The sequence below is a fragment of the Longimicrobium sp. genome (assembly GCA_036389795.1).
Lineage (GTDB): Bacteria > Gemmatimonadota > Gemmatimonadetes > Longimicrobiales > Longimicrobiaceae > Longimicrobium.
In genome coordinates this window covers 128,077-150,590 of sequence record DASVWD010000140.1, presented here as the reverse complement: position 1 = coordinate 150,590, position 22,514 = coordinate 128,077, and the positions used below count along the sequence as shown (strand labels likewise).

The window sequence follows — 22,514 nt, the reverse complement described above, 5'->3', positions numbered from 1 at the left end:
TCGCCGCTCGCCGTGCGCCGCGCGGGCGTTCTCGTCCATCATCTGCGTGAGCAGGTCCTGGTCGAGCGAGCCCCAGTTGACGCCGATGCGCACCGGCTTGCCGTGCTCGGCGGCGATGCGGACGATGGTGCGGAAGTTCTCGTCGCGCCGCTTGCCCCCCACGTTGCCCGGGTTGATGCGGTACTTGGCCAGCGCGCGCGCGGCGTGGAGGTGCCGATCGTGGGCGACTTCCACTACAACGGGCACCTCCTCCTGCACAAATACCCGGACTGCGCCCGCGCCCTGGCCAAGTACCGCATCAACCCCGGCAACGTGGGCGCCAAGCGGCACGACGAGAACTTCGCGGCCATCGTCGACCGGGCGCTGGAGTTCGGCAAGCCGGTGCGCATCGGCGTCAACTGGGGCTCGCTGGACCAGGCGCTGCTCACGGAGATGATGGACGCGAACGCCCGCCTCCCGGCGCCGAAGGACGCCAAGACGGTGATGATGGAGGCGATGGTGGAGAGCGCGCTCCGCTCGGCGGCGCTGGCCGAGCGGCTGGGGCTGCCGCACGACCGCATCGTCCTCTCGGCCAAGGTGAGCGGGGTGCAGGACCTGGTGCGCGTCTACCGCATGCTGGCCCCGCTCTGCGACTACCCGCTGCACCTGGGGCTCACCGAGGCGGGGATGGGGATGAAGGGGATCGTGGCCTCCACGGCGGGGCTCTCCATCCTGCTGCAGGAGGGGATCGGCGACACCATCCGCGTCTCCCTCACCCCGAAGCCCGGCGGCGACCGCACCGAGGAGGTGCACGTGGCGCAGCAGATCCTCCAGAGCCTGGAGATCCGCTCGTTCACGCCGCAGGTGACCAGCTGCCCAGGGTGCGGGCGCACCACGTCGACGTACTTCCAGAAGCTGGCCGAGGAGATCCAGGGGTACCTGCGCGAGCAGATGCCCGTGTGGCGCGAGAGCCACCCCGGCGTGGAGGAGATGAAGGTGGCGGTGATGGGGTGCGTGGTGAACGGCCCCGGCGAATCCAAGCACGCCAACCTGGGGATCAGCCTGCCGGGGACCTTCGAGGAGCCCAAGGCGCCGGTGTACGTGGACGGCGAGCACTTCACCACGCTCCGCGGCGACCACATCGCCGAGGAGTTCAAGCGCATCCTGGACGACTACGTCGAGACGCACTACCCGGCTCGGGTGCGGGCGGCGGAGCCCGCGGGGGTGTAGGCGCCACGACGGGCGCGGAGAAGCGGCGGGGCGGAGGAGATCCTCCGCCCCGTTCGCGCATGCGGCGGACTTCCCGCGCGACGGCAACTGTTGTAACGATCTTTTCGAGTCCTTTCATGTGCTCGAAGTAGACACTACCTTGCAAACGTCCGGGAGGTTCATGCGTCAGGTCCCAACAGCGGAGGTGCCTATGAATGACACGATTCCCATCCCCGGCCCGTGCGTTCCGCCAGAGCGCTCGCTCGAGAGGCCGTAGGCGGCGGGGGCGGCAGGACCACTTTCGTTTTCCGCATCATCGTCCCAGCGCAGACGTTCCCGCAGGTCCCCTCCCCTCGTTCCCAGGAGGTGGCACATGTCCGTCAACATCCCGACCGCAACCGACGACGCCGATCTCTCGCGCGCCACGCTCTGCCCGGAGTGTGTCGAAGAGGCGTGCCGGCCGTGCGGTGGCTACGAACCGAAGATCGGTGAGTACCGGCTCTCGGGCCCGCAGGTGGAGCCCGGGGCGAGCTACTGGAACCGCTGCCCGGTGCCGTGCCCGGTGTCGCTCAAGGAGCTGACGTCGGTCACCGAGGATCCCGGGAGCCCGCACTTCTTCCCGCCATACCCGAGCGACCCGGCGGTGGTGCAGCGCGAGTTCGCGGAGCTGGTGGAGCTGGAGCGCCTGCGCTTCGACCCCACCCGCATCGCCAGCACGCTCCCCGGGCGGCAGCGTTGCCCGCTGAGCACCTTCCTGCAGCTGCGCCCGCAGCCGATCGGCGCCACCTTCGGCTTCGCCCGGGGCGACAACTTCCCGGTGATCTTCAACGGGGCGGAGCTGGCCCGGTACTTCGAGAACGAGACGCCCGGGCTGGCGCACCGGCTGGCGCTGAACTACCTGATCCGCGAGACCAACTGGTCGCCGCCGCGGCAGGCGCTGGTGTGGGCGGCGCTGGACGTGGCCATCTACAGCGCGCTGCTGGCTGCGTGGTACTACAAGTGGCTGAGCCCCCGGCCCAACACCTCGGGGCGCGAGCGCCCCTGGGAGTTCGCGGTGGCCAACGACTGCACGCTGAACGTCCTGTACGACCGCCCGGTGAACGGCCTGGGCACCGACAGCGTGGACGACCTGGTGAGCTGGGCCACCGGCGCCCCGGTGGTGGAGCGCAACGGGCGGCGGCCCGACTTCTTCCCGCCGGTGCCGGGGTTCATCAACACCTCGCCGGGGACGCCGCGCCACCCGGCCTATCCCTCGGGGCACAGCACCTACTCGGGGGCGGCCAGCGAGCTGCTCAGCTTCTTCTTCCCCGACTACCGCGCGGAGTTCGACCGCCTGGCCGACAACATCGGGCTGGCCCGGCTCTGGGCGGGGGTGCACTGGAGGTCCGACCACACGGCGGGGAACCAGCTGGGTCGCACGGTGGCGTGCCTGGTGATCGACCAGCTCCGGCGCAGCGGCATTCCGCTGGTGCCGCCCCCGGCGCGTTGCAACGACGTGCCGCCGAAGCTGGAGGCGCTGGAAGAGGAGGCCCGGGCGTTCGAGGAGCGCTGCGGCCGGAACGAGGGCGGCCGGATCCCCGGCTCGCGCTGCCGGGTGTTCAACCCGTGCCGGATCTACGTCGACGCGGAGGTGGACTCCGACACGCAGGGCCGCTCGTACGTGGGCTGACGCGCGATTCCAGCCGTCGCGATCCTCCGGACGTGACGGAAACGGCCGGCCGGGAGACCTGCTCCCGGCCGGCCGCGCCAGACCCGGCGGTGGGTCGACGGAAGCGAGGCCCCGGACGGCGGACGTCGGGGCCTCGCTCGCGCCGGCGGCGCATGGCTCACCAGTAGGTGATCTCGCGCACCTGGACCCACAGGGGGATGGGCGCGCCGCCGTCGGCGGGGACGAGCGTGGAGGTCTGGCGCGTCCAGTTGCCGCGTGCGTCGTACTCCGTGCGCCCCACCAGCTTTCCGGGCACCTCGACCACGCGGCGGCGCGCCGCGTCGTAGTGGCGCACGGGCACCAGGGTGCCGTCGGGCCGGTACTCGACGCGCTCGGAGCTGCCCCGGCCGTCCCGGCGCTGCACCACCCGCCCGGTGAGCGTGCCGTCGGGCGCGTACGTGGCGGTCTCCACCGTTCGCCCGCCGTCGCGGTAGGTGTAGACCACCTTCCCCGGCTCCGGGTCGTGGCTCGCCGCGGGGCCCGACGGGTTCGGGGCGAGGTCGTGCGTCTCGCGCTCGGCCAGGCGGCCCTCGCCGTCGTAACGGTACTCGATCCGCCAACGGGGCGCCGCGCCGCCTTGGTAGACCACCTCCTCGACCTTCCGTCCGGCGGCGTCGTAGCGGGTCTCCCTGCGCCCGGCGCGCACGCCATTCCGATCGTAGCTCTCCCACAGCACCCGGTTGCCGCGCGCGTCGTAGTCGTAGACGGAGCGGCTGGAGAGCTCCCCGCGATGGGTGAAGAAGAGCTCCTCGCGCAGGCGGCCCGCCCGGTCGTAGGCGAAGGCGAACCGGTCCTGGAGGCTGCCGTCGCGGCCCAGCACCCGGTACTCGGTGCGGCGGCCCTCTTCGTCGAGCACGTAGAGGTGCCTGCGCGGCTCGGGCGGGAGGGGCCCGCTGGGGGACCAGTACTCCTCGTGGCCCGTGTGGCGGCCGCGCGCGTCGTAGGTGTAGACCTGCCGCTCCCGGGGCTCACCCTTTTCGTAGTGCACCATCTCCGTCCTCCGGCCCGCCCGGTCGTACCAGACCGCGTAGGCCGGCGCCAGCTCCTGCACCCCGGAGTCGAGAGGGCGCAGGACGCGCACCGCGCGCACGGGTCCCTCGAGGCTGTCCGCGACCGCCGTCAGCGGCTCCTGCGCGAGCGCGGGCGCGGCCAGGAGCGGCAGCAGCGCGGCAAGGATGGCTGGGCGCATGGGTTCACTCCGTGATCGGGCTCCATCGGCGGCGGGACCCCATCCGCGACGCCTGTCCCGCGGTACCTATGACGCCAAACATCGGGAGGTGGGTTGCCCGGCGCCAGCCCTCCGGCGTCTCTTCGGCCGTGCCGGCAACAGCCTTTCTCACGCAGAGCCAGCAGAGTCAGCGGAGGGGTTATACCAGATCCGGAAGAACAACGGTTGGTGAAGCGAGCGGGCATTCGTGCCGCTACCGCGCCCAACCCACCTGCCGGGGTGAGAAGATTCTTCGGCCCTGCGACGATCCGTGCGGATGCTGGTTCGGTGTGGCCGGGCCTCAGAATGACGGCGAATACCAACTGATCTTCCGGATTTGGTATTAGCGGAGGGGTTTCTCTGCTAACTCTGCTGACTCTGCGTGAGGCCTGTTCGTTGTTCTTTCGGATCCGGCTTCAGCGCCCGCGCACCCGCAGCAGGAGCCACCCGTACGCGATCCCGACGACCGACGAGGCGAGCAGGAGCCACTTGGTCCAGGAGAAGGCGAGCAGCGCGGACGCGGCGGCCAGCGGGCGACCAGGATGGGCGTTCAGCAGGGTGACGATGCACGCGTTCTCGGCGAAGTCGCAGAGCATCGCCGCGACCGGCACCCAGCGCAGGAGGTGGAGGGAGGGCGGCGCGCCCAGGCGGCGCAGGTAGAAGCGGGCCGCGCGGTAGAGCGCCCAGCCGTAGGCGAGCGGGATGACGGTGTCGAGCACCAGCACGCCGACGCGGTGCTGGCCCCGTCCCCCGGGCCCGAGCGCGTCCACCGCGGCGAACAGCGCGTCGGCCGACCCGTACCAGGGCGGCTCCAGCGGCTTCCCGGCCAGGGGGTGCCACGCCCGCCCGACGATCCCCAGCCCCACGAAGACGGCCAGCGCGAGGAGGAGGCCCGCCCAGACCAGCAACTCCTCGCGCGGTTGGCCGGAAGCGGCGCCCCGGCCGCGGGAGGGCGCGCTCACCTTCCCCTCATTCGAAGCATTGCGGGTACTGCGCGGCCGCGCACTTCTCCCCGTAGGCCAGGTTGGCCGTCATCTCCTTGGGATCGAAGCGCAGCGTGTCGCCCTGCAGCGGCGCCTCGGGACGGATCACGCACAGCCTGACGGCGCGGCGCTCCTCGCCCTCGGCATTGCGGAACACGCGCCGAAAGCGGGGCACGTCCAAGAGCGCCGCCACCTCCGCGTCCGACAGGCCGCACTTCTCCTTGATGCGGGCCCCCACTTCGGCGCGGTAGAGGAGGATGTCGGTGAAGAGCTTCGACAGCCGGATGTCGTTCTCGCCCACTTCGTTCGACAGCAGGTCCACCGTGCGCTTGAGGATCGGAATCACGGTGTCGAGCTTCATCGGCCTGGGCGGGGCCTGCTTGGGTGGCGGGGCCAGCACGATGCAGATGATCTCGTCGGCGCCCGCCTCGATGGCGATCTTGATCGGCGCGTACTCGCGCACCCCGCCATCCACGAACGGGTCGTCCGGCTGCGGTCCGGGGACGCGCACCGGCGGCATCAGCACGGGGATGCTGGACGAGGCGAGCATGGCGCGGTGGAGCTGCTGCAGCGAGGTCACCCGCACCACGTCGCCGTCGTCGATGGTCACGGGCGGCTGCGCCTGGCCGGCCTGGAAGTACACCAGCCTCCCCGTCTGCAGGTTGACGGTGGTGAGGAACACCGGGCGGGCGGACCCGTCGATCGTCCTGAAGTCGCCCTCGCCGACGCCGTTGCGGATGCGCTCGGCCAGCGGGTCGGTGTAGTACCACGAGATCAGCGACAGCTTCAGCGGGTTCGAGAGCCGCTCGCGCACGATGTCGCGTGTGTGCACGGTGGTGTACTCCTCCCGGAGCTGGGCGAGCCCCGCCTTCCCCCGCGCGGCGAGCGGGGGCACGATCAGCGCGCCGGTGCTGGTCCCCACGAACAGGTGGAAGTCAAGCCCGGCCTTCTCCATCAGGTGCCCCAGCGCCCCCACCGCGAACGATCCGCGCGACCCGCCGCCGCTGATCACCAGTGCCCGCTTCGTCATGGCCGCCTCCTCTCGGCTCGAGGTCCATCGAACGGTGCTTCGCATTCTAATTAGAGATGGTACCGGCTCCCTCAATTCCGTGTCGGGACGCGGGAAGCACAACGGTTCCGCGCACGCGGCCAGGATGCGAAGCAAGCCCGGGGGAGCGCCGCGAGCCCGGCCGCTCCCGTCGGCGGCACCTCAGTCCGCTCCCTCGGGGCGCAGCTCCTCCACGATCCAGGCGTTGGCGGGGGTGAGGGTGACGGCGTACAGCTCGTCGAAGCCCTCCTCGCGGCGCGGCTCCTCCAGCTTCTTGTAGGTGCCCAGGATGCCGGGGACGGGGATCACGGCGCGCCCCGCGCGCAGCCGGTTGCGCGCGATGGCCTCGCGCGTCGTCGCCCGGAAGAAGTAGCCGACCACGCGGAACCCCGCCGCGCGCGCCGCCTGGATGTACCTCGCCCGCTCGGCGGCCGTGACGTTGGTGTTGTCGACCACGAACGGCTGCTTCGTGCGCAGGCAGGCCTCCAGCAGCACCTGCTCGCGGCTCTTCGTCTTCAGCAGGTCGCGGCTGACGCGGACGTGCGTGTCGAAGAAGCGCTCGCGGTAGAAGGTCGACTTCCCCGACGCCTGGATCCCTACAAAGATCACCGCCTCCATCCGCGCGTCCTCACCCCGGCCGCGGCGTCTCGCCGCGCCCGGGCCGGTCCTCGTCCCGGGGCGAAGGAGAGGGCGGCGCTGCGCGGCCGGTGTCTCCGCCCCGCACCCCGCGCGCGACGGCGTAGAGCACCGCCGCCCCCGCCAGGACGGCGGCCATCACCAGCCACTCGTCGCGCCGGATCGAGGTGAGCAGCCAGGCGATGGCCGCGAGCGCCAGCCAGGGGACCACGGCCGCGCCGGGGACGCGGAAGGGGACGCCGCCGGCCCGCACGTCGCGGCGGCGGAGCTCCCAGGCGGCCAGGCAGCACCCGGCGTAGAGGAGGAGGGTGGAGAGGTTGGCCAGGATCGCCAGCCGCTCGAAGCCGCTGGTGACGGCCAGCAGCCACACCACCACCGCCTGCACGGCGATCGCCACGTGCGGCGTGCGCCGGCGCGGGTGCACCGAGGCCAGCGCGCGCGGCAGGAACCCGTCACGCCCCAGCGCGAAGAGCGCGCGGGGCACCGCCAGCGTCATCCCGCTCACGTAGCCGAACATCGACACGGCGGCGCCCACCAGGATCAGCGTGCGCCCCCACGGCCCCAGCGCCACGGCGGCCGCGTCGGCCAGCGGCGTCTGCGAGGCCGCGAGCGCGTCGCCCAGCACGCCCTGGGCGACCAGGTGCAGGCCGACGTAGAGGAGCGTGACGCCCGCCATGGCCAGGAACACCGCGCGGGGGACGGTGCGGGCCACGTCCTTCACCTCGCCGCTCGGCACCAGCGCGGTCTCGATCCCCGCGAAGGCGAAGATCAGGAGCACCGAGGTGCGCGAGACGGCCCCGGCGGATGGCGCCGCGCCCCACGCCAGGTTCGCCGCGTGGGCGGCGAAGAGCCCCGCCACGAGCAGCAGGAGGAGGGGGAGGAGCTTCGCCACGGTCGCCACCACGTTCAGCGAGGTCCCCTGCCGCACCCCCAGGACGTTGACCCCCGACAGGAGCGCCAGGGTGAGCGCCAGCACCGCTCCCCGCCCCGCGCGGCCGGAGAGCGCGGGGACCAGGCCCCCCACCGCGTCGGCGAAGATGGTGGCGACCGCCGCCAGCGCGAAGGTGCCCACCACCCAGAGCAGCACCCCCGCCAGGAAGCCCAGGAACCCCCCGAACGCCACCTCCACGTAGGCGTAGGGCCCGCCGGTGAGCGCCACCCGGCTCCCCGCCTCGGCGAAGCAGAGCACGATGAGCCCCATCACCAGCGCGCAGGCCAGGTAGGAGAGCGGCGCCGCCCGCCCCAGCCCCGCGGCGGCCCCCGCAGGGAGGCGGAAGATCCCGCCGCCCACGGTGATGTTCACGATGCTGGCGGCCAGCGCCCACACGCCCACGGCGCGGACCAGGCGGGACTCGGCGGCGGAAGCGGCGGGCTGGGGCTCGGTCATAGGAACCGGGGAGGACGGATCGGCGGAAGCGGCCACGGAGCGGGACGATGCCGGGCGGTCGCAACGAAGCATCGTGCGCGGGGCGCCGGGGCGCAAGCCGCGCTGCACGTCGGCGAGATCCGGTGCACGGGAACGGATTCACAAAAACAACTGCCGGGGTGTTCGGTTGGATGGGCCAGAGGGCGCGAGCTCGGACGGCACGCCGATCGCCTTCCGGAGCGTCTGGCATGGCTGGTGCGAGTCGCCCGGCGTCCGCATCGAATCTACCGAACGAAGGGAGGAAGTGGTGGCCGACATCAACGTCGAGCGGAAGAGGCGCAACGTGCTTCCGCTGGTGCTGGGGCTGCTGGCGCTCCTGGCGCTGGCGTACCTGCTGTACTCGCTGCTGGACCGCGACGAGGAGGAGCGCGACGAGGTGGGCCCGCCGCCCGACACGGTGACGGTGGCCCCCGCCGCGACGGGCGCGGTGGCCCAGGCGCCCGCCTTCCTTTTCGTGCCCGCGAGCTGACGGGGCAGGCCGGCCGGGCGGCTGCATGAGGGATGCGCGCCCGCTAGGGCCGGGACCGTGGCGGCCGGGTGGTTTCGGCCGACGCGGGGCCCGGCGCCGTTGGGCACGGTGGTATCGTGCCCTACGGCGCGCGCAGCCCGGCCCGGAGCGCAGCGGCGGGACATGCCCGGAACCGCAGTGCGAAGTGCTGAGTGCGAAGTGCGAAAGTGAACGGAGCGGGTGACGGGACCCGCCGTTTCCGCGAGACCGTCGCGGCGCCTGAAGCAGGATGAGGCGGCGCGGCGGGCGGAAGCGTCGCGCTGGCCCCGGTCCTGCAAAGAAGGATGTTCCCCCCGGGGCCCGCCGGATCGGGCGCCGGGGGTATTCGTCCGGAACCACCCACCCACGCGGACGTGACGACGACGGCAGCCAGGAGCGGGCTCGGGAAGCGGGTCGAGCGCATCGGCGAGGAGGCGGGGGCGAAGCGCGTGGCGGTCGCCTGGTACGACTACCAGACCCGCCGGTCGTGGGACTACCGCGGCGGCGAGTGGTTCCACGCGGCCAGCACCATCAAGGTGCCGATCCTGCTGGGCGTCTTCGGCGCCGTGTACCAGGGCGGGCTCTCGCTGGAGTCGCGGGTGCACGTGCGCAACCGCTTCCTGAGCGTGGCCGGCGGCCTTCCGTTCCGGGTGGAGAGCGGGCGCGACGCCAACTCGGTGGTGCACCAGCACCTCGGGAAGACGATGAAGATCGGCGAGCTGGCCTACCAGATGATCGTCACCAGCAGCAACCTGGCGACGAACCTGCTGGTGGACCTGGTGGGGGTCGAGGAGATCGGGCGCGCGCTGAAGGAGCTGGGCGTGGAGGGGGTGGAGTTCCGGCGCGGGGTGGAGGACGAGGCCGCCTGGGAGAAGGGGATCAACAACCGGGTGACGGCCAGCGGGCTGGTGAGCGTGCTGCGCCCGATCGAGGAGGGGACGGCCTTCAACGTGGAGCTCTCGGCGCGGATGCTGGAGATCCTGCACGACCAGGAGTTCAGGAGCGGGATCCCCGCGGGTGTGCCCGAGAGCGCGCGGGTGGCCAACAAGACGGGGGAGATCAGCACGGTGGCGCACGACGCGGCCATCGTCTACCTCCCCGAGCGCTGGCCCTACGCGGTGGTGGTGCTCACCGAGTGGGAGCCCTCGGTGACCTCGGGGCGCAGCGACACCATCGCGCGGATCTCGCGGGCGGTCTACGAGCACCTGACCTCGGGGGACGGCCGGGATGCCTGAGTTCCCCCTGAAGGTGGTGGACGGGCTGGCGCTGGACGACGAGCTGCGCGCGCTGCTGCGCCCCGGCGAGACGCTGCGCGGGCGCGACGGGCGGCTCCGGCGGCTGCCGCGCTACTTCTACGAGGTGCCCAGCTGGGACGTGGCGCTGGAGACGCCCCTGGCGCCCAACTTCGAGGTGTGGGAGTTCCTGAACGTGGACGTGCGCGAGGCCGAGCGGCTGCGCACCGGCTGGCCCCGCTACCTCCCCTGCGCGGTGAGCGTGCTGGCGGCGTTCCTGGAGCTCTTCCGCACGGAGGTGGACACCTACGTGCACATCGCGGCCAACGGGGGGTACCGCTCGCCCGCGCACCGGCTGACTACGCACGCCAGCCCCCACTGCTGGGGGACGGCGACGAACATCTACCGGGTGGGCGACGACTGGCTGGACGAGGAGAAGCAGATCTCGCGCTACGCCCGCGTGGCCGAGCGGCTGATGCCGGGCCTCTACGTGCGCCCCTGGGGCCACGGCCCGGGCGAGGCCGACGACCACCTGCACCTGGACCTGGGGTGGACGGTGGTGGTGCCGCACGGCAGCGCGGGGGAGCCGGAGGAGGAGGAAGGGGAGGAGGCTGAGACGGTGCGGGAGGACCCGAAGGACGTGACCGAGACCGCCGAAGCCGGGGCGTGATGAGCGACGCGAGCAAGAAGAAGGGCGGCACCTCGAAGGAGGCGCGGCGCCGCGAGCGGCTGAAGCTGGCCGCCATCGGGATGGAGTCGGAGTTCCAGGTGGCCGTCGACGGCGAGCTGGTGCGCCCCGAGGACGTCTTCGGCGACCCGCGCGCCTTCGTGCGCGGCAACCTGATGCACCGCGTGGGCACCAGCTACCACCTCCCCACCGGGGGCGCGGTCTACTTCGACACCGGCGTGATCGAGGTGGCCACCCCGGTGATCGAGATCGAGCGCGGGTGCGCCGCTCGCGCCGGCCGCTCGCTCTGGGAGGCGATCCTGTACGTGCGCCGCGAACTCGACGAGTGGGAGCGCCGCACGGGGCGCGACGTGCGGCTCATCGGCTTCAGCACGCACTACAACATCTCGTTCGAGCTGCCGAAGGAGGAGCAGGGCAACGGCCGCACGGTGCAGAAGCTGGCGCTGCTCCTCAGCTACATCCTCCCGGTGCCGGTGATGCTGCTGGCGGCCAACCGGCGCTCCACGGGGATCGGGGTGCGCCCGCGCGGCGACCGCATCGAGGTCACGGCCGACTTCACCCCCAGCGCCTCGCTGATGATCGCCACCGGGACGCTGATCACCGGCATCGTGCGCGAGGTGATGACCTGGCCCACCTTCGAGCTGGACGTGCTGGAGGAGAAGGGGCTGCCGGTGATCCGCGACTTCCGCCCGATCCCGCACACCTCGCGCAAGGGGTGGCTGGCCCGCTTCGAGTGCTACCGGTGCAACCCCTTCACCGCCGACGTCGACCAGCCGATGTGGGAGACGCAGGACGGGCGGAAGCTCAGCCTGCGGGCCATCGCGGGGCTCACGGTGAAGCACTTCTGGCACCCGATCAAGCGCATCTCCGACCCCTGGACCTTCCGCCTGATCGGCTCGGTGATGCGGGGCCGCGCGCCCTCGCTGCTGGACCTGGACGACCGGCCGCCCGAGTACGAGGACGTGGGCCGGCTGTGCACCTGGGACAACCTGTTCCCCGAGAGCGAGCTCTCCCGCAGCCGCTACGAGCGGGTGCTGATCCGCGCCATCAGCGGCCAGAAGCTCACCATGTACGGCCAGCGCTACACGCCCACGGGGATGCGCGGCTGGAGCCAGGTGATCTTCCGCCGCGACCACGACCGGAGCAAGCAAGTCTTCAGCATCGACTACCTGATCGACCACCTGCGCGACTGGGAGCAGTCCCCCGGTCGCGGGGGGTGAGGCACGGGTCGGAGGGCATGCGAAGGGGGCGCCGGACCGAGCAGGTCCGGGGCCCCCTTCGTCATGCCGTGGATGCGGAGCGTCAGAACGACGGGACGACCTCTACCGTAATCCCCGCGCGCTCCTTCCCACGCGGCCGGGGGCCCACCTGGATGCGGACCTCCAGGTCGAGCGCGTTCAGGAACCGCTCCAGGCGCTCCATGCTGAAGCGCGTGAGCCGCCCGCGCACCAGGTCCGACACGTCCGGCTGCTTGACGCCGAGGATCTTCGCGGCCTGAGCCTGCGTCAGCCCCCGCTCCTGAACCGCCTTACGAACGATGCGCGCCAGCTCCGCCTTGGCGAGCCGCTCCTCGGCGTCGCGCATTCCCATGTCCGCGAAGACGTTCCCGCTGCTGTCGTGAACAGTGGTGTCGTCGCTCATCGCCTTTCTCCCGGTCATCCGTAGGTCCTGCGGTAATGCTCCTCAGCGGCCTGCAACCGCGCGTGGATCGTTTCCCGGTCGGGCCTGGGCGTGGCGATCCCGTGGGAAGACTTCTTCTTGAAGACGTGGAGCACGTACACGCATTCCGGAAAGGAAACCGTATACGCCGCCCGGTAAGTGTCTCGATCGAAGTCTTCCACCAGCTTCATCACCTCCCGGGGAAGACCCTCCCCGAATGGCCGTGCACCTTCAGGGTGATCTCCGTACTGCGCGTCGAGCAGGGCGGCGCCGAAGACATCCTGCACCTGCTCGGGCATGGTCTTAAGGTCCTTCTTGCTAGACCCAACGAAGTGCAGCGGTTTCGGCTCAGGATCGTCTAATGAGTATAGCATGTTTGCTATACGAACACAATGCTCTTTCGAGCGTGAAGGATGAGGAGGACAAAAAATGCGCGGCCGGGACGAGCTCACGCTCGCGGGGCTCCGTTGCTGCGGCGCCCACTCCGGCCGCGCCATGGTGCTGCGCGGGCAAATCTATCGATGTGACCTGCGGGTGTAAAGTTTGTCCAATTCGTCCGAGACAAGCTGCCGTCGGGCTCGACTACTTCTTCCGCACCACCCTCGCCAGGTACTCGCGGATGTGCGCGTGGGTCTCGGGGGCGGACCAGAGGGCGAGTGCCCGGGCATCGTGGGAGTAGCCGTAGCGGTCGATGCGCTCCAGGGCGGCGGCGCGGAGCCACTGCTTGGTGAGCCCGAACACCTCGGCGGGGATGGCGGCGAGCTTCCCGGCCACCTCGCGCGCCCGCGACTGGAGCGCCGCCGGGTCCACCACCTCGTCGAGGAGTCCCCACTCCAGCGCCTCGGCGGGGGTGAGGTTGCGCCCTGTGTAGACGAGCGACTGCACGCGGTCCGTCCGCACGGCGAAGCGCACCACCTCCAGCGGCGCCGCGGGGAAGGGGACGCCCACCAGCAGCTCCGGCACGCCGATCTTCCCCTCGCCCTCGGCCATGATCCGGTAGTCGGACGCCAGCGTCATGATGCCGCCGCCCGCGATGGCGTGCCCGTTGACCGCCGCCACCACCGGCTTCGGCAATGCGAAGAGCTTGCGGACGAAGGTGCCGAGCAGCGGCAGGAACCGCCGCACGTACTCCGAGCCTCCCTCGGTGAGCCGGAAGAGGTCGACGCCGGCCGAGAAGATCGAACCCGTCCCGGTGAGGACCACGGCGCGCGCGTCGCCCGCGGTGTCGAGCTCGCGCCCGAACGCCTCCAGCAGCTCCACGTCCAGCGCGCTCGCCTTCCCGTGCGCCAGGCGCAGGGTGAGGATGCCGTCGCTCAGCTCTCGTTCGATCATGGGTCCGATTTCACCGGCGAAGAGACACGAAGGCGATCGCGCAGGATACCGAAGCGAAGCCCGGTCTTAATAGCGCCGACCACCTGCGTCGCGCTACTGGGATGGGACGAAACGACTGCCGCATCGCGCAACGAGTGCGGTGAAAGTCGCGGCGCGCGAGGGTCGCCTTGACCGCCGCGCATCCTGCAAGCGACTGTCGATCAATGGCTTAGGCGCGGGATGGGCGGCGGCACCGTGGTTGCCTGACTGGTCGGGCGAAATCTTTCAGATGAGCTTCCCGCACCGACTGCCCGGCTCCCCACGCGGAGCGGGCACGCGTGTCGACGCGGCTCGGCGAAACCACCAGGTTCACGGCGGACGGACGATGACGAACGGGCGGATCGCGGCGGTGCTCGGCGCGGCGCTGCTGCTGGCTGCGTGCTCCGGCGGCCCGGCGGGGCCGGGCGAGGGCGGAGGAGGTGGCGGCAACAACGGCGGGGGCGGCAACAACGGGGGTGGGCCGGGGATTCCTGGCCTGGGCCCCGGCGCCAGCCTGAACGGGAAGCGGCCCTTCCCCGACGACAACCCGTGGAACCGCGACGTCTCGGCCGACCCGGTCGACCCCAACTCGACCACGCTGCTGAACGCGTGCGGCGGACTGGACCGCGGGCTGCACGCCGACTTCGGCACGGTGTGGAACGGCGCGCCGAACGGCATCCCCTACGTGGTGGTCTCCGGGAGCCAGGCGAGGGTGCCGGTCACCTTCGGCTACGCGGACGAGAGCGACCCCGGGCCGTACCCGGTTCCCCCCGACGCGCCGGTCGAGGGCGGGCCCAGCGGCACCGGCGACCGCCACGTGCTGGTGATCGACCGCGACGACTGGAAGCTGTACGAGCTGTTCGACGCCCGACCCGTCGACGGCGGGCGGAGCTGGACCGCCGGCTCGGGCGCCGTGTTCGACCTCGACTCCAACGCGCTGCGCCCCGCCGGGTGGACCTCGGCCGACGCCGCGGGGCTGCCGATCTTCCCCGGGCTGGTGCGCTACGACGAGGCGGTGGAGCAGAAGGCGATCCGGCACGCGCTGCGCTTCACCTGCCCCACCACGCGCCGCGCCTACGTCCACCCCGCGCGCCACTGGGCCAGCTCCAACACCAGCGCCAGCCTCCCGCCGATGGGGATGCGGGTGCGGCTGAAGGCCGGCTTCGACGTCGCGGGCTTCCCGCCCAACGTGCAGGTGATCCTGAACGCGATGAAGAAGCACGGGATGCTGCTGGCCGACAACGGCAGCGCCTGGTACGTGAGCGGCGCCCCCGACCCGCGCTGGAGCGACGACGAGTTGGCGACGCTGCGCAACGTCCACGCGCGCGACTTCGAGGTGATCCGCATGGACCAGATCGTCACGCCGTAGCGGACCGGAGCAGTTCTGCCGGAAGGACAGGAGGACCGGACCGCCGCCCGAGCTCGGGCGGCGGTTTTGCGTGGCGGTTCCCCCACGAGCGAAGACTCGCGACCGTGGCGCTTCCAGGATCGACATCGTACGTTTAGCGCCACGAATCCCCCAGCACAGGTCCGAAGCTCGCCCGTCCCCCGCGCCTCCTCGCGTGGACCTTCCTCACCGCCTTCGCCCAGAGGTAGCCGGATGCCGCACCTGCTTCGCTCCCGCGCCGCGCTCGCGCTCGGCGTCCTCCTGCCGCTCGCGCTCGCCGCGTGCGACACGCCGACGAATGCCGCCCGCCTCCCCGCTCCCGCCGGCCCGTCGCTGGTGGTGGTGCCGGCGAAGGGGACCGCCGCCACGCTCGACGTGGCGGGGTGGAACCTCGAGTGGTTCGGCGACACGCAGAACGGCCCCTCCAACGAGACGCTGCAGCTCTCGAACGCGCGCGACGTGATCGCCGGCGCCGACTTCGACGTCTGGGGCGTGGCCGAGATCGTCAGCCAGAGCCAGTTCAACTCGCTGGAGTCGCAGCTCACCGGCTACACGGGCTTCCTGGCGAGCGAGGCGAACGTCGCCGGCGGCTCCACCTACTACGCCGCCGCCGAGCAGAAGGTGGGGATCCTCTACAAGAGCTCCGTCGCCACCCTGCTGGGCGCGAAGGTGATCCTGACGGCCAACGACGCCGACTTCGCCGGGCGGCCGCCGCTGGAGGCGAGGCTGCGCGTGACGCTGAACGGAGCCACGGAAGACGTGGTGGTCATCGTGCTGCACATGAAGGCCTTCAACGACGACGCGAGCTGGCAGCGGCGCCAGAACGCCTCCAGCGCGCTCAAGGCGTACCTCGACGCCACCTGGCCCACGCAGAAGGTGATCGTGGTGGGCGACTGGAACGACGACGTCGACACCTCCATCACCCCGGGGCGGCCCTCGCCGTACCAGAACTTCGTGGGCGACGCGGCGCGCTACGCCTACCCCACCGCCGCGCTCTCCGCCGCCGGCGTCTCGTCCACCACCTCGTTCACGGACTTCATCGACCACCACCTGAACAGCAACGAGCTGAACGCGACCTACGTGGCCGGCTCGGCCGAGGCGTACCGGGTGGACTCGTACATCGCGAGCTACGACGCCACCACCAGCGACCACTACCCGGTGCTGAGCCGCTACACCTTCGGCGGCGGCGGCGGGACCGCGAGCGTCACCGTGACGGCGCCCAACGGGGGCGAGTCGTGGGCGGGCGGGAGCACGCAGACCATCGCCTGGACGTCGTCGGGGGTGGCGAGCGTGAAGCTGGAGTACACGCTGGACGGCGCGGCGTGGAGCGTGATCACCGCGAGCACCGCCGCGGCGGGCGGCAGCTACGCCTGGACCGTCCCCAGCACCGCCAGCACCGCCGCGAGGGTGCGGGTGAGCGACGCGGCCGGGACGGCGTCCGACGCGAGCGACGCGCCGTTCACCATCACCGCGGCCGCGCCGGCGCAGGTGATCGTGAACGAGATCCTGGCCAACGAGCCGGGGAGCAACACGGCGGGCGAGTTCGTGGAGGTGGTGAACGTGGGCGGCACCTCGGCGGCAATCGGCGGGTGGACGATCTCCGACGGCGCGGGGGTGAAGCACACCTTCGCGGTGGGCACCACGCTGGCGCCCGGGAAGGCGGTCGTGGTCTTCGCCGGCGCGTCGGCGATCCCGGCGGGGCTCACCAACGCGGTGGCGGCGTCGACCGGGTCGCTGGCGCTGGGCAACAGCGGCGACTCGGTGATCCTGAAGGACGGCGCGGGGGTGGTGAAGAACAGCTTCACCTACCCGTCCTCGCTCTCGGGCACCGACGGCGTGTCGATGAACCGCAGCCCGGACGCGGCCGCGGCGGGGACGTTCGTGCTGCACACCACGCTTAGCTCGCTGCAGTCCTCCCCCGGCACGCGGGCGAGCGGCGCCGCGTTCTGAGGGAGGGGCAGGGCGGCTGAAGCCGCAGCAACGACTGCAGAAAGCCTCACAAACCCCGTGAGGCTTCAACTGCAACAGCTCCGGTTCGCGAGGAAAGTTGCACGAAGCCTCGCGCCACGAAAGCCTCGCCGGGCACAGCGCCCGGCGAGGCTTCCTGCCGTTGTTGCCGCGGCTTCAGCCGCCCGTGCGGATGCCGGCGGGGCGGGCGGTCATCCCGGGTCCCGGGCCTGTTCCTCGGCGGCCTGCCCGGCCGGGGCGCCGCCGTCGAGCACGAACGTGAACATCACCGCGTCGTCCGGCGCCTCCTCGCCGCCCAGCGACGCGTAGAGCCGCATCGCCGGGGCGTTGGCGCGCCCGGTCAGCACCCAGGCCTCGCCGCAGCCCAGCCCGCGGGCCACGTCCAGCATCGCGCGCAGCACCGCCTTCCCCACGCCGCGGCCCTGGTGCGCCGGCGCCACTCCCACCTCGTTGATCCACAGCTCCGGGCGCGGCTTGTCGGGATGGACGTAGTGGACCGCCGACACGAAGCCCACCACCACGCCGTCCTCGGCCGCCACGGCCAGGTGGTGGCGGGGGTCGGCCAGGAACTCCGCGGCCGCGCCCGCGTCGACGGGGTCGTCGAAGACGCCCGGCGCCACGCGGGCCAGCACCGCCTCGTCGCCCCGCCGCAGGACCCTGATCTCGATCGCCACCGTGGGCTCCCTTCGCGGAGTCGATGCTCTGAGCCGGTTTTTCCGAGCTTGCTGCCTGGATTCCGGGTCCCCAGCGGAAGGGCCTCACACGGAGTCAACGGAGTCAACAGAGGAGCCTCCGCAGTTCTCCGTTAACTCCGTTGACTCCGTGTGAGACATTCAGTTTATGGATCTCGATCCCGAACGCTCGCTGCAGACCGGCATCACGAGCTCCCCTGAAGATCCGCTGTCGGCACGTCCTCCGCAAACGCCGGGAGCATACGGAAAAAGGGCGGCTGATCTCTCGGCAAAACGAAGAGGGGCCGCCCGGCAGCGGCCCCTCTTCCTCTCACCGGCTCCCGGCGGACCGGGGACCGGCTACAGCGACAGGACGTACGCGACGACCGCCTGCTGCTGGGTGGAAGTCAGGTTGTTGAAGAACCTGCTCCGGGCGCGCGAGCCCTCGCCGCCGTGGAGGTTGATCGCCCCCGTGATGGTGGTGGCGGCGCCGTCGTGCATGAACTGCTCCATGAAGCGCGCGCCCATCAGCGGCTCGGTCCGGATCTCGGTCCGGCGCGCCTGGAACAGGCAGATGTCGTTCCTGCCCATGTCGTGCAGCAGGAAGTCGCTGAACGGACGCACGGTCTTGAAGCTGAGCGCCGCGATGCCCACGTCGGTGGTGGTGTACTGCGGCGTGTGGCAGGTGGCGCAGCCGATGGCGTTGAACAGGTCGCGCCCGGCGGCCGTCTGCGAGGTGAGCGCCACCGGCGGCGGCGGCGCCAGGAAGATCACGAAGTTGTTCAGGTCGTCGAAGTCCGCGCTGGCGATCTCGGGCTCGGGCGTGGGGTCGACCCCGAACGGGATCGCGGCGCCGCCGATGCTGTTCTCCGTCAGGTTGTGCTTGTTGGTGATCCCCATCTCGGCCACCAGCGCGCCGGCGTTGAAGAGGGTGATGCTCCCCTCCTGCGCCTTGCGGCCGAACTTGCCGACGTCGTTGTTGGCGTCGTAGTGCACGCGGCCGGAGACCCCGTCGCCGTTCGCGTCGTTGGGGTCGGCCTGGTTGATGATCGCCGAGTTGGGAATCGACGCGATCAGCCCGAAGCCGAAGATGTCGGGGGTGGTGCGCGCGCCGCGCTGGTGCGTCGTGCTCGGGAACGGCTCCTCGGTGAGCCCCGTGGCATTGAAGAGCCTCGGCGTCACCGAGTCCTGGTGCACGAAGCCGCCCTTGCTTTCCAGCTCGTCGCAGGTGCCGTCCAGGCGGACGTTGGTGAAGTGGGTCTCGACCTCGTCGCCGGTGCCGCCCACCGGGCCCTCCTCCTCGCCGTGGCACTCCACGCAGGAGCTGGCGTTGAAGGTCGGACCCAGCCCGGTGGACTGGATGAAGGCGCGCTCGAACTGTTCCTGCCCGCGCTGGAACGACGCGAGCTGGGCCGACGAGAGCCCCCCGATCGGGCCGCCGAGGGCCGCGATCGTGACCTCCCTGCGCGCCTGCAGATCGGGTGTGGTGGGCGAGGTCACCTCCCGCGCGTCCGTGCACGCGGCAGCGAGCAGGCCGAAGAGGAGCGTGAGTGGGACTTGGACCGCGCGGCGCATGCGACCTCCCGGGCACGATGGTGAGAGGCAGGCGGGGTACGTGTGATGGCGCGCTGGTGCTCCGGGTCCGTGCCGGGCGGAGAGGGTTGCCGGACCCTCCGCCACCGGTCGCTCGAACGCGCGACAATCCCCCGCCAGCCGTGCACGCGACGCGGCCGAGAGAGGAGTCGGGCACTCGTGTGGGGCGCGCCCATCCTGGACTTCGTGCGTCCGGGCGGCGAAGCTGCGCCGGACGGCTCCAGGCGGACAGGCGCGGAGCGCTGGGTGCACGGCCCGTGTCCCGGGTCCGTCGCTTGAGGGTAGGATATGTTAGGCTTCCGGACGCCCTGCGTCAATGATTTTGTGTCAGGAACCGTGTCAAATCCCCGGTCTCGTCTCCGCAACCCATTCTGTCGCATGCGGATCACTCTACCGGCCGGAAACGGTAGATTCCTGGCTGCGCCGTCACCCTGCCTGCTCCCGGGTCTCGGACCGGGCTCGAGTTGCCGCGAAGGGAGCGAACCGGAGTCGCGCGCGCCCGAATCGGGGTTGACGCTCCGCGAACCTCACGCACTCCCGCGTACACACCGTAAACCGCACATGAGCGGCCTCCCAAGACCGGCCGCGACGCGCCACCACGGGCGAAAAACCGACCCGCAAGGGTCAACGTGTTGCAGTTCCGGATGTTTCCTTGAACTGCACAGGACAGTGGTTTATGTTCTCTTGCCCCGGCGGCCGTGCCGTCGGTGGCGAAATCGGCTCGCCGCCGTCCCGCCGGGCGGGCCGTTCCCATGCAGGGCGATGTCGGCCGTCCAGGGGTCCCTCAGTCCGTAGCTTTCCGACGAGCCGTGGGCCGGCTCGCCGTTTCTCCCCACCCGCCCGCGGCGCGAGACCACCCCTCGTGGCTCCGCGGCGGTCCCCTCACCCCTATCGCGAGGACCAGGCATGAGCGACAAGAAAGACGCAGCGCCGCAGCGGGCGGAGAGCGAGCGGCAGCCCGGGCGGCGCGAGTTCCTGGGCAGGACGGCGGCGGTCGCCGTGGCCGCCACCGGGGTGCCCGCCCTCCTGGCCGCCTGCTCGGAGCAGGGCGCTCCGACCGAGCCCACGAGCACCTTCGCCCCCGCCGGGTCCGACGGGGTGAGGCGGTCGCTGGGCGGGGGGCGGAACTTCGGCCAGACGGTGAGCAAGATGGTGGCGGGCACCATCGGCAGCGCGCCCGACGTGAAGATCCCCGCGCTGGAGAAGGGGGTCACCACCACCTACCTGCAGCGCATCATCACCGACTCGGACCGCACGGGCACCGGGCTGGCCACCGTGCTGAAGCCGGTGCTCAAGAACTCGGCCGGGGTCACCGTGCAGATCGTGGTGCAGGACAGCCGCGGGAAGGTGTGGCCGGCGCGCAGCATCCTCAAGCAGGCGGACCTGGCGTACGCCATGAAGGACGCGCTGGCGACCAACCCGAACCACCTGGGCGTGCACCGGGCGAGCACTTCCCAGGGGAGCCACGTCATCTCCATCAGCAAGTCGCACATCGTGCAGTTCCAGGACAGCGTGGCGTCGGACATCTACGGCAACCACAACGACATCCACGCGCGGGGGCTGTGCGACCTGTTCAACGTCTCGGTCGCGGGGTACCCGATCGCGTCCACCACGCACGACCCGCTGCACTGCTGACCCGGCGCGGTGCGCGCGTGAGAGAAAGGCCCGGCCGTCCCCCGTGGGCGGCCGGGCCTTCTCACACCGTTTTGCCGAGCTCCGTTCGGGATCGAAGATCCGTAAACAGAAATGCCTCACACGGAGTCAACGGAGGTAACGGAGGAACTTCTGGGTGTTCTCCGTTGACTCCGTTAACTCCGTGTGAGGCCCTTTCGCAGGATAGTCGGATGGTATCAGGCGGCCGCGCCTCGACAAAACCCTGAAACACCAGGCACACGAAAAAGAAGCAGAGCCAGCAGAGGGGTTCCTCTGCTGACTCTGCGTGAGAACGGCCGTTCCAGCGGATCCGCGATCAGGCCTCGGCCGGGGCGCTGCGCGGCGGCAGCGTGAACACCGGGGCGGGGATCGCCGCCAGCGACGCCGGCGAGGGGAGCACCGGGAACGTCTTCAGGAACCAGAGCACGCTCCCGAAGAAGAGCCCCGCGAACCCCAGCGCCACGCCGATCTCCGTGAGCCCCAGCGGCAGGTAGTCGTGCTGCCACACCGAGGGCACGGTGATCAGGAAGCGCTCCAGCCAGTGCCCCACCAGCACGATCACCGACACGAAGGCCAGGAACGGCGGCACCTTCTTGGGCGGGCGCGTGAGCAGGAAGAAGAAGGGGATCACGAACACGCACCCCACCATGATCTCCGTGACCAGCGAGAACGGCTTCTGGAAGCGCAGCACGAAGAACTCCTGCTCGTGCGGCAGCAGCCCGTACCAGATCACCACGTACTGCGACCAGTTCACGTACATCCAGAACACCGAGTACGCGAAGATCAGCTTCCCCAGGTCGTGGAACTGCGCCCCCGTCACCTGGTCGTGCAGCCGCGCCCGCCCCCTCCCGATCACCGACAGGAGCGCCGTCATGGCCAGCGCCGAGTGGAAGGCGCTCACCAGGAAGGTCACCGGGAACATGGTGCTGAACCAGTGCGGGAGCATCGTCATCGCCTGGTCGATCGCCACCAGCCCCCAGAGCAGCGCGAAGAGGATCGACGCCACGGCCGCGATGCGCAGGCCGATCTTGCGCGAGTGGAGCGCCTCCTCGCGCGCGCCCCGCCACCCGCGCGTGAGCCGCCGGTAGATCCCGGGCCCGCGGATCCCCCCCAGGTCGGGGCGCAGCATGTGGTAGGTGAACCACAGCATCATCCCGTACAGCACCAGCACGGCCAGGGTGTCGCGCACCATCATCCCCGTCAGGTTCAGCCACGCCGCCTTCTCCTCCAGCACCGGGTCGCCCTCGTAGCCGCCGATCCAGTGCTCGAAGTAGAAGCGGCTCCCCCCCCACATCACGAAGTAGAGGAGGAGCGAGACCGGGAGGAACGCCGCCCCCGCCGCCGCGAAGCGCCGCACCGACCAGCTCCAGCGAGAGTTGGTCACGTGCATCGCCATGGTGAACACCACCATCCCCGTGGCGACCGACGACCAGAAGAGCCAGTTGAAGTGGAAGGCGTGCCAGGCGCGCTCCGCCCCCTCGCCCATCATCCCCAGCAGGAACGCCAGCGCGCCGAGGAGCACCAGGAGCGCCACCGCGCCCCACGCCGCGCCCGAGACGGGCCAGGTGCGGAAGGGGACCCGGGTGGGCGGCCAGTCGGAATGAGCTGCCATCTTCGTCGTTCTCCTGGG

At 71.0% G+C, this 22,514-nt stretch carries 21 protein-coding genes; 9 read left to right on the top strand and 12 right to left on the bottom strand.

Annotated elements, in window-relative coordinates; all coding sequences use genetic code 11:
• The coding region (locus tag VF746_19220; GenBank protein HEX8694563.1) for a flavodoxin-dependent (E)-4-hydroxy-3-methylbut-2-enyl-diphosphate synthase at positions 1-234 on the bottom strand (234 nt) is incomplete at its 3' end.
• On the opposite strand from VF746_19220, the gene ispG reads away from it, so the two are divergent.
• Positions 220-1,209, top strand: a complete 990-nt coding sequence (gene ispG / locus VF746_19215; protein ID HEX8694562.1) for a flavodoxin-dependent (E)-4-hydroxy-3-methylbut-2-enyl-diphosphate synthase — start codon at positions 220-222, stop codon at positions 1,207-1,209. The two genes, VF746_19220 and ispG, sit on opposite strands and share 15 nt — an antisense overlap.
• A 352-nt stretch (positions 1,210-1,561) precedes the next feature.
• Positions 1,562-2,857: a phosphatase PAP2 family protein gene (locus VF746_19210; protein ID HEX8694561.1), complete on the top strand. Its 1,296-nt coding sequence runs from the start codon at positions 1,562-1,564 to the stop codon at positions 2,855-2,857.
• Positions 2,858-3,014: 157 nt separating this feature from the next.
• Here the strand turns inward: VF746_19210 and VF746_19205 are convergent, their stop codons facing one another.
• The 5 genes from VF746_19205 to VF746_19185 all read right to left on the bottom strand — a co-directional run bounded on the left by VF746_19205 (position 3,015) and on the right by VF746_19185 (position 8,157).
• Positions 3,015-4,085, bottom strand: a complete 1,071-nt coding sequence (locus VF746_19205; protein HEX8694560.1) for a hypothetical protein — start codon at positions 4,083-4,085, stop codon at positions 3,015-3,017.
• 434 nt (positions 4,086-4,519) lie between these two features.
• Positions 4,520-5,065, bottom strand: a complete 546-nt coding sequence (locus VF746_19200) for a hypothetical protein (protein HEX8694559.1) — start codon at positions 5,063-5,065, stop codon at positions 4,520-4,522.
• 7 nt (positions 5,066-5,072) lie between these two features.
• Positions 5,073-6,116, bottom strand: coding sequence for a patatin-like phospholipase family protein (locus VF746_19195; GenBank protein HEX8694558.1), 1,044 nt, complete (start codon positions 6,114-6,116; stop codon positions 5,073-5,075).
• A 180-nt stretch (positions 6,117-6,296) separates the two neighbouring features.
• Positions 6,297-6,752 carry an AAA family ATPase gene (locus VF746_19190; GenBank protein HEX8694557.1) on the bottom strand — a complete coding sequence of 152 codons (456 nt, stop codon included), beginning with the start codon at positions 6,750-6,752 and terminating at the stop codon, positions 6,297-6,299.
• 10 nt (positions 6,753-6,762) lie between these two features.
• Positions 6,763-8,157 (bottom strand): APC family permease, encoded by a 1,395-nt coding sequence (locus VF746_19185; protein HEX8694556.1) that lies wholly within the window; start codon positions 8,155-8,157, stop codon positions 6,763-6,765.
• A 286-nt stretch (positions 8,158-8,443) separates the two neighbouring features.
• Here VF746_19185 and VF746_19180 point away from each other — a divergent pair, with 286 nt between their 5' ends.
• From VF746_19180 to VF746_19165, 4 genes are all read left to right on the top strand, one after another.
• The gene (locus tag VF746_19180) at positions 8,444-8,665 is read left to right on the top strand and encodes a hypothetical protein (protein HEX8694555.1); all 222 of its coding nucleotides are present in this window, start codon (positions 8,444-8,446) and stop codon (positions 8,663-8,665) included.
• A gap of 392 nt (positions 8,666-9,057) precedes the next feature.
• Positions 9,058-9,918 carry a serine hydrolase gene (locus VF746_19175; GenBank protein ID HEX8694554.1) on the top strand — a complete coding sequence of 287 codons (861 nt, stop codon included), beginning with the start codon at positions 9,058-9,060 and terminating at the stop codon, positions 9,916-9,918.
• Complete coding sequence (locus VF746_19170; GenBank protein HEX8694553.1) at positions 9,911-10,585, top strand: hypothetical protein; 675 nt, start codon at positions 9,911-9,913, stop codon at positions 10,583-10,585. Before VF746_19175 ends, VF746_19170 begins: the two co-directional genes overlap by 8 nt.
• On the top strand, positions 10,585-11,823 hold the full coding sequence (locus VF746_19165; protein HEX8694552.1) for a hypothetical protein: 1,239 nt from the start codon (positions 10,585-10,587) through the stop codon (positions 11,821-11,823). The genes VF746_19170 and VF746_19165 overlap by 1 nt, the downstream gene beginning before the upstream one ends.
• 82 nt (positions 11,824-11,905) lie before the next feature.
• On the opposite strand, the gene VF746_19160 is transcribed toward VF746_19165, so the two are convergent.
• The 3 genes from VF746_19160 to VF746_19150 form a co-directional block, all read right to left on the bottom strand.
• Complete coding sequence (locus VF746_19160; protein HEX8694551.1) at positions 11,906-12,244, bottom strand: helix-turn-helix transcriptional regulator; 339 nt, start codon at positions 12,242-12,244, stop codon at positions 11,906-11,908.
• Positions 12,245-12,258: 14 nt separating this feature from the next.
• Complete coding sequence (locus VF746_19155) at positions 12,259-12,636, bottom strand: type II toxin-antitoxin system RelE/ParE family toxin (protein HEX8694550.1); 378 nt, start codon at positions 12,634-12,636, stop codon at positions 12,259-12,261.
• A gap of 208 nt (positions 12,637-12,844) precedes the next feature.
• Positions 12,845-13,594: an enoyl-CoA hydratase/isomerase family protein gene (locus VF746_19150; protein HEX8694549.1), complete on the bottom strand. Its 750-nt coding sequence runs from the start codon at positions 13,592-13,594 to the stop codon at positions 12,845-12,847.
• A 364-nt stretch (positions 13,595-13,958) separates the two neighbouring features.
• Between VF746_19150 and VF746_19145 the strand changes: the two genes are divergently transcribed.
• On the top strand, positions 13,959-14,981 hold the full coding sequence (locus VF746_19145) for a hypothetical protein (GenBank protein HEX8694548.1): 1,023 nt from the start codon (positions 13,959-13,961) through the stop codon (positions 14,979-14,981).
• Between the two features lie 231 nt (positions 14,982-15,212).
• Positions 15,213-16,949 (top strand): lamin tail domain-containing protein, encoded by a 1,737-nt coding sequence (locus VF746_19140; GenBank protein HEX8694547.1) that lies wholly within the window; start codon positions 15,213-15,215, stop codon positions 16,947-16,949.
• A 209-nt stretch (positions 16,950-17,158) separates the two neighbouring features.
• Here the strand turns inward: VF746_19140 and VF746_19135 are convergent, their stop codons facing one another.
• Together VF746_19135 and VF746_19130 are read right to left on the bottom strand one after the other, a co-directional pair.
• On the bottom strand, positions 17,159-17,641 hold the full coding sequence (locus tag VF746_19135) for a GNAT family N-acetyltransferase (GenBank protein HEX8694546.1): 483 nt from the start codon (positions 17,639-17,641) through the stop codon (positions 17,159-17,161).
• A gap of 357 nt (positions 17,642-17,998) precedes the next feature.
• A complete protein-coding gene (locus VF746_19130; GenBank protein ID HEX8694545.1) occupies positions 17,999-19,213 on the bottom strand; it encodes a di-heme oxidoredictase family protein in 1,215 nt (404 codons plus the stop codon).
• A 924-nt stretch (positions 19,214-20,137) separates the two neighbouring features.
• On the opposite strand from VF746_19130, the gene VF746_19125 reads away from it, so the two are divergent.
• On the top strand, positions 20,138-20,866 hold the full coding sequence (locus tag VF746_19125) for a hypothetical protein (protein ID HEX8694544.1): 729 nt from the start codon (positions 20,138-20,140) through the stop codon (positions 20,864-20,866).
• Between the two features lie 334 nt (positions 20,867-21,200).
• Here VF746_19125 and VF746_19120 read toward each other — a convergent pair whose 3' ends face one another.
• Positions 21,201-22,496, bottom strand: coding sequence for a hypothetical protein (locus tag VF746_19120; protein ID HEX8694543.1), 1,296 nt, complete (start codon positions 22,494-22,496; stop codon positions 21,201-21,203).
• Positions 22,497-22,514: the final 18 nt, after the last annotated feature.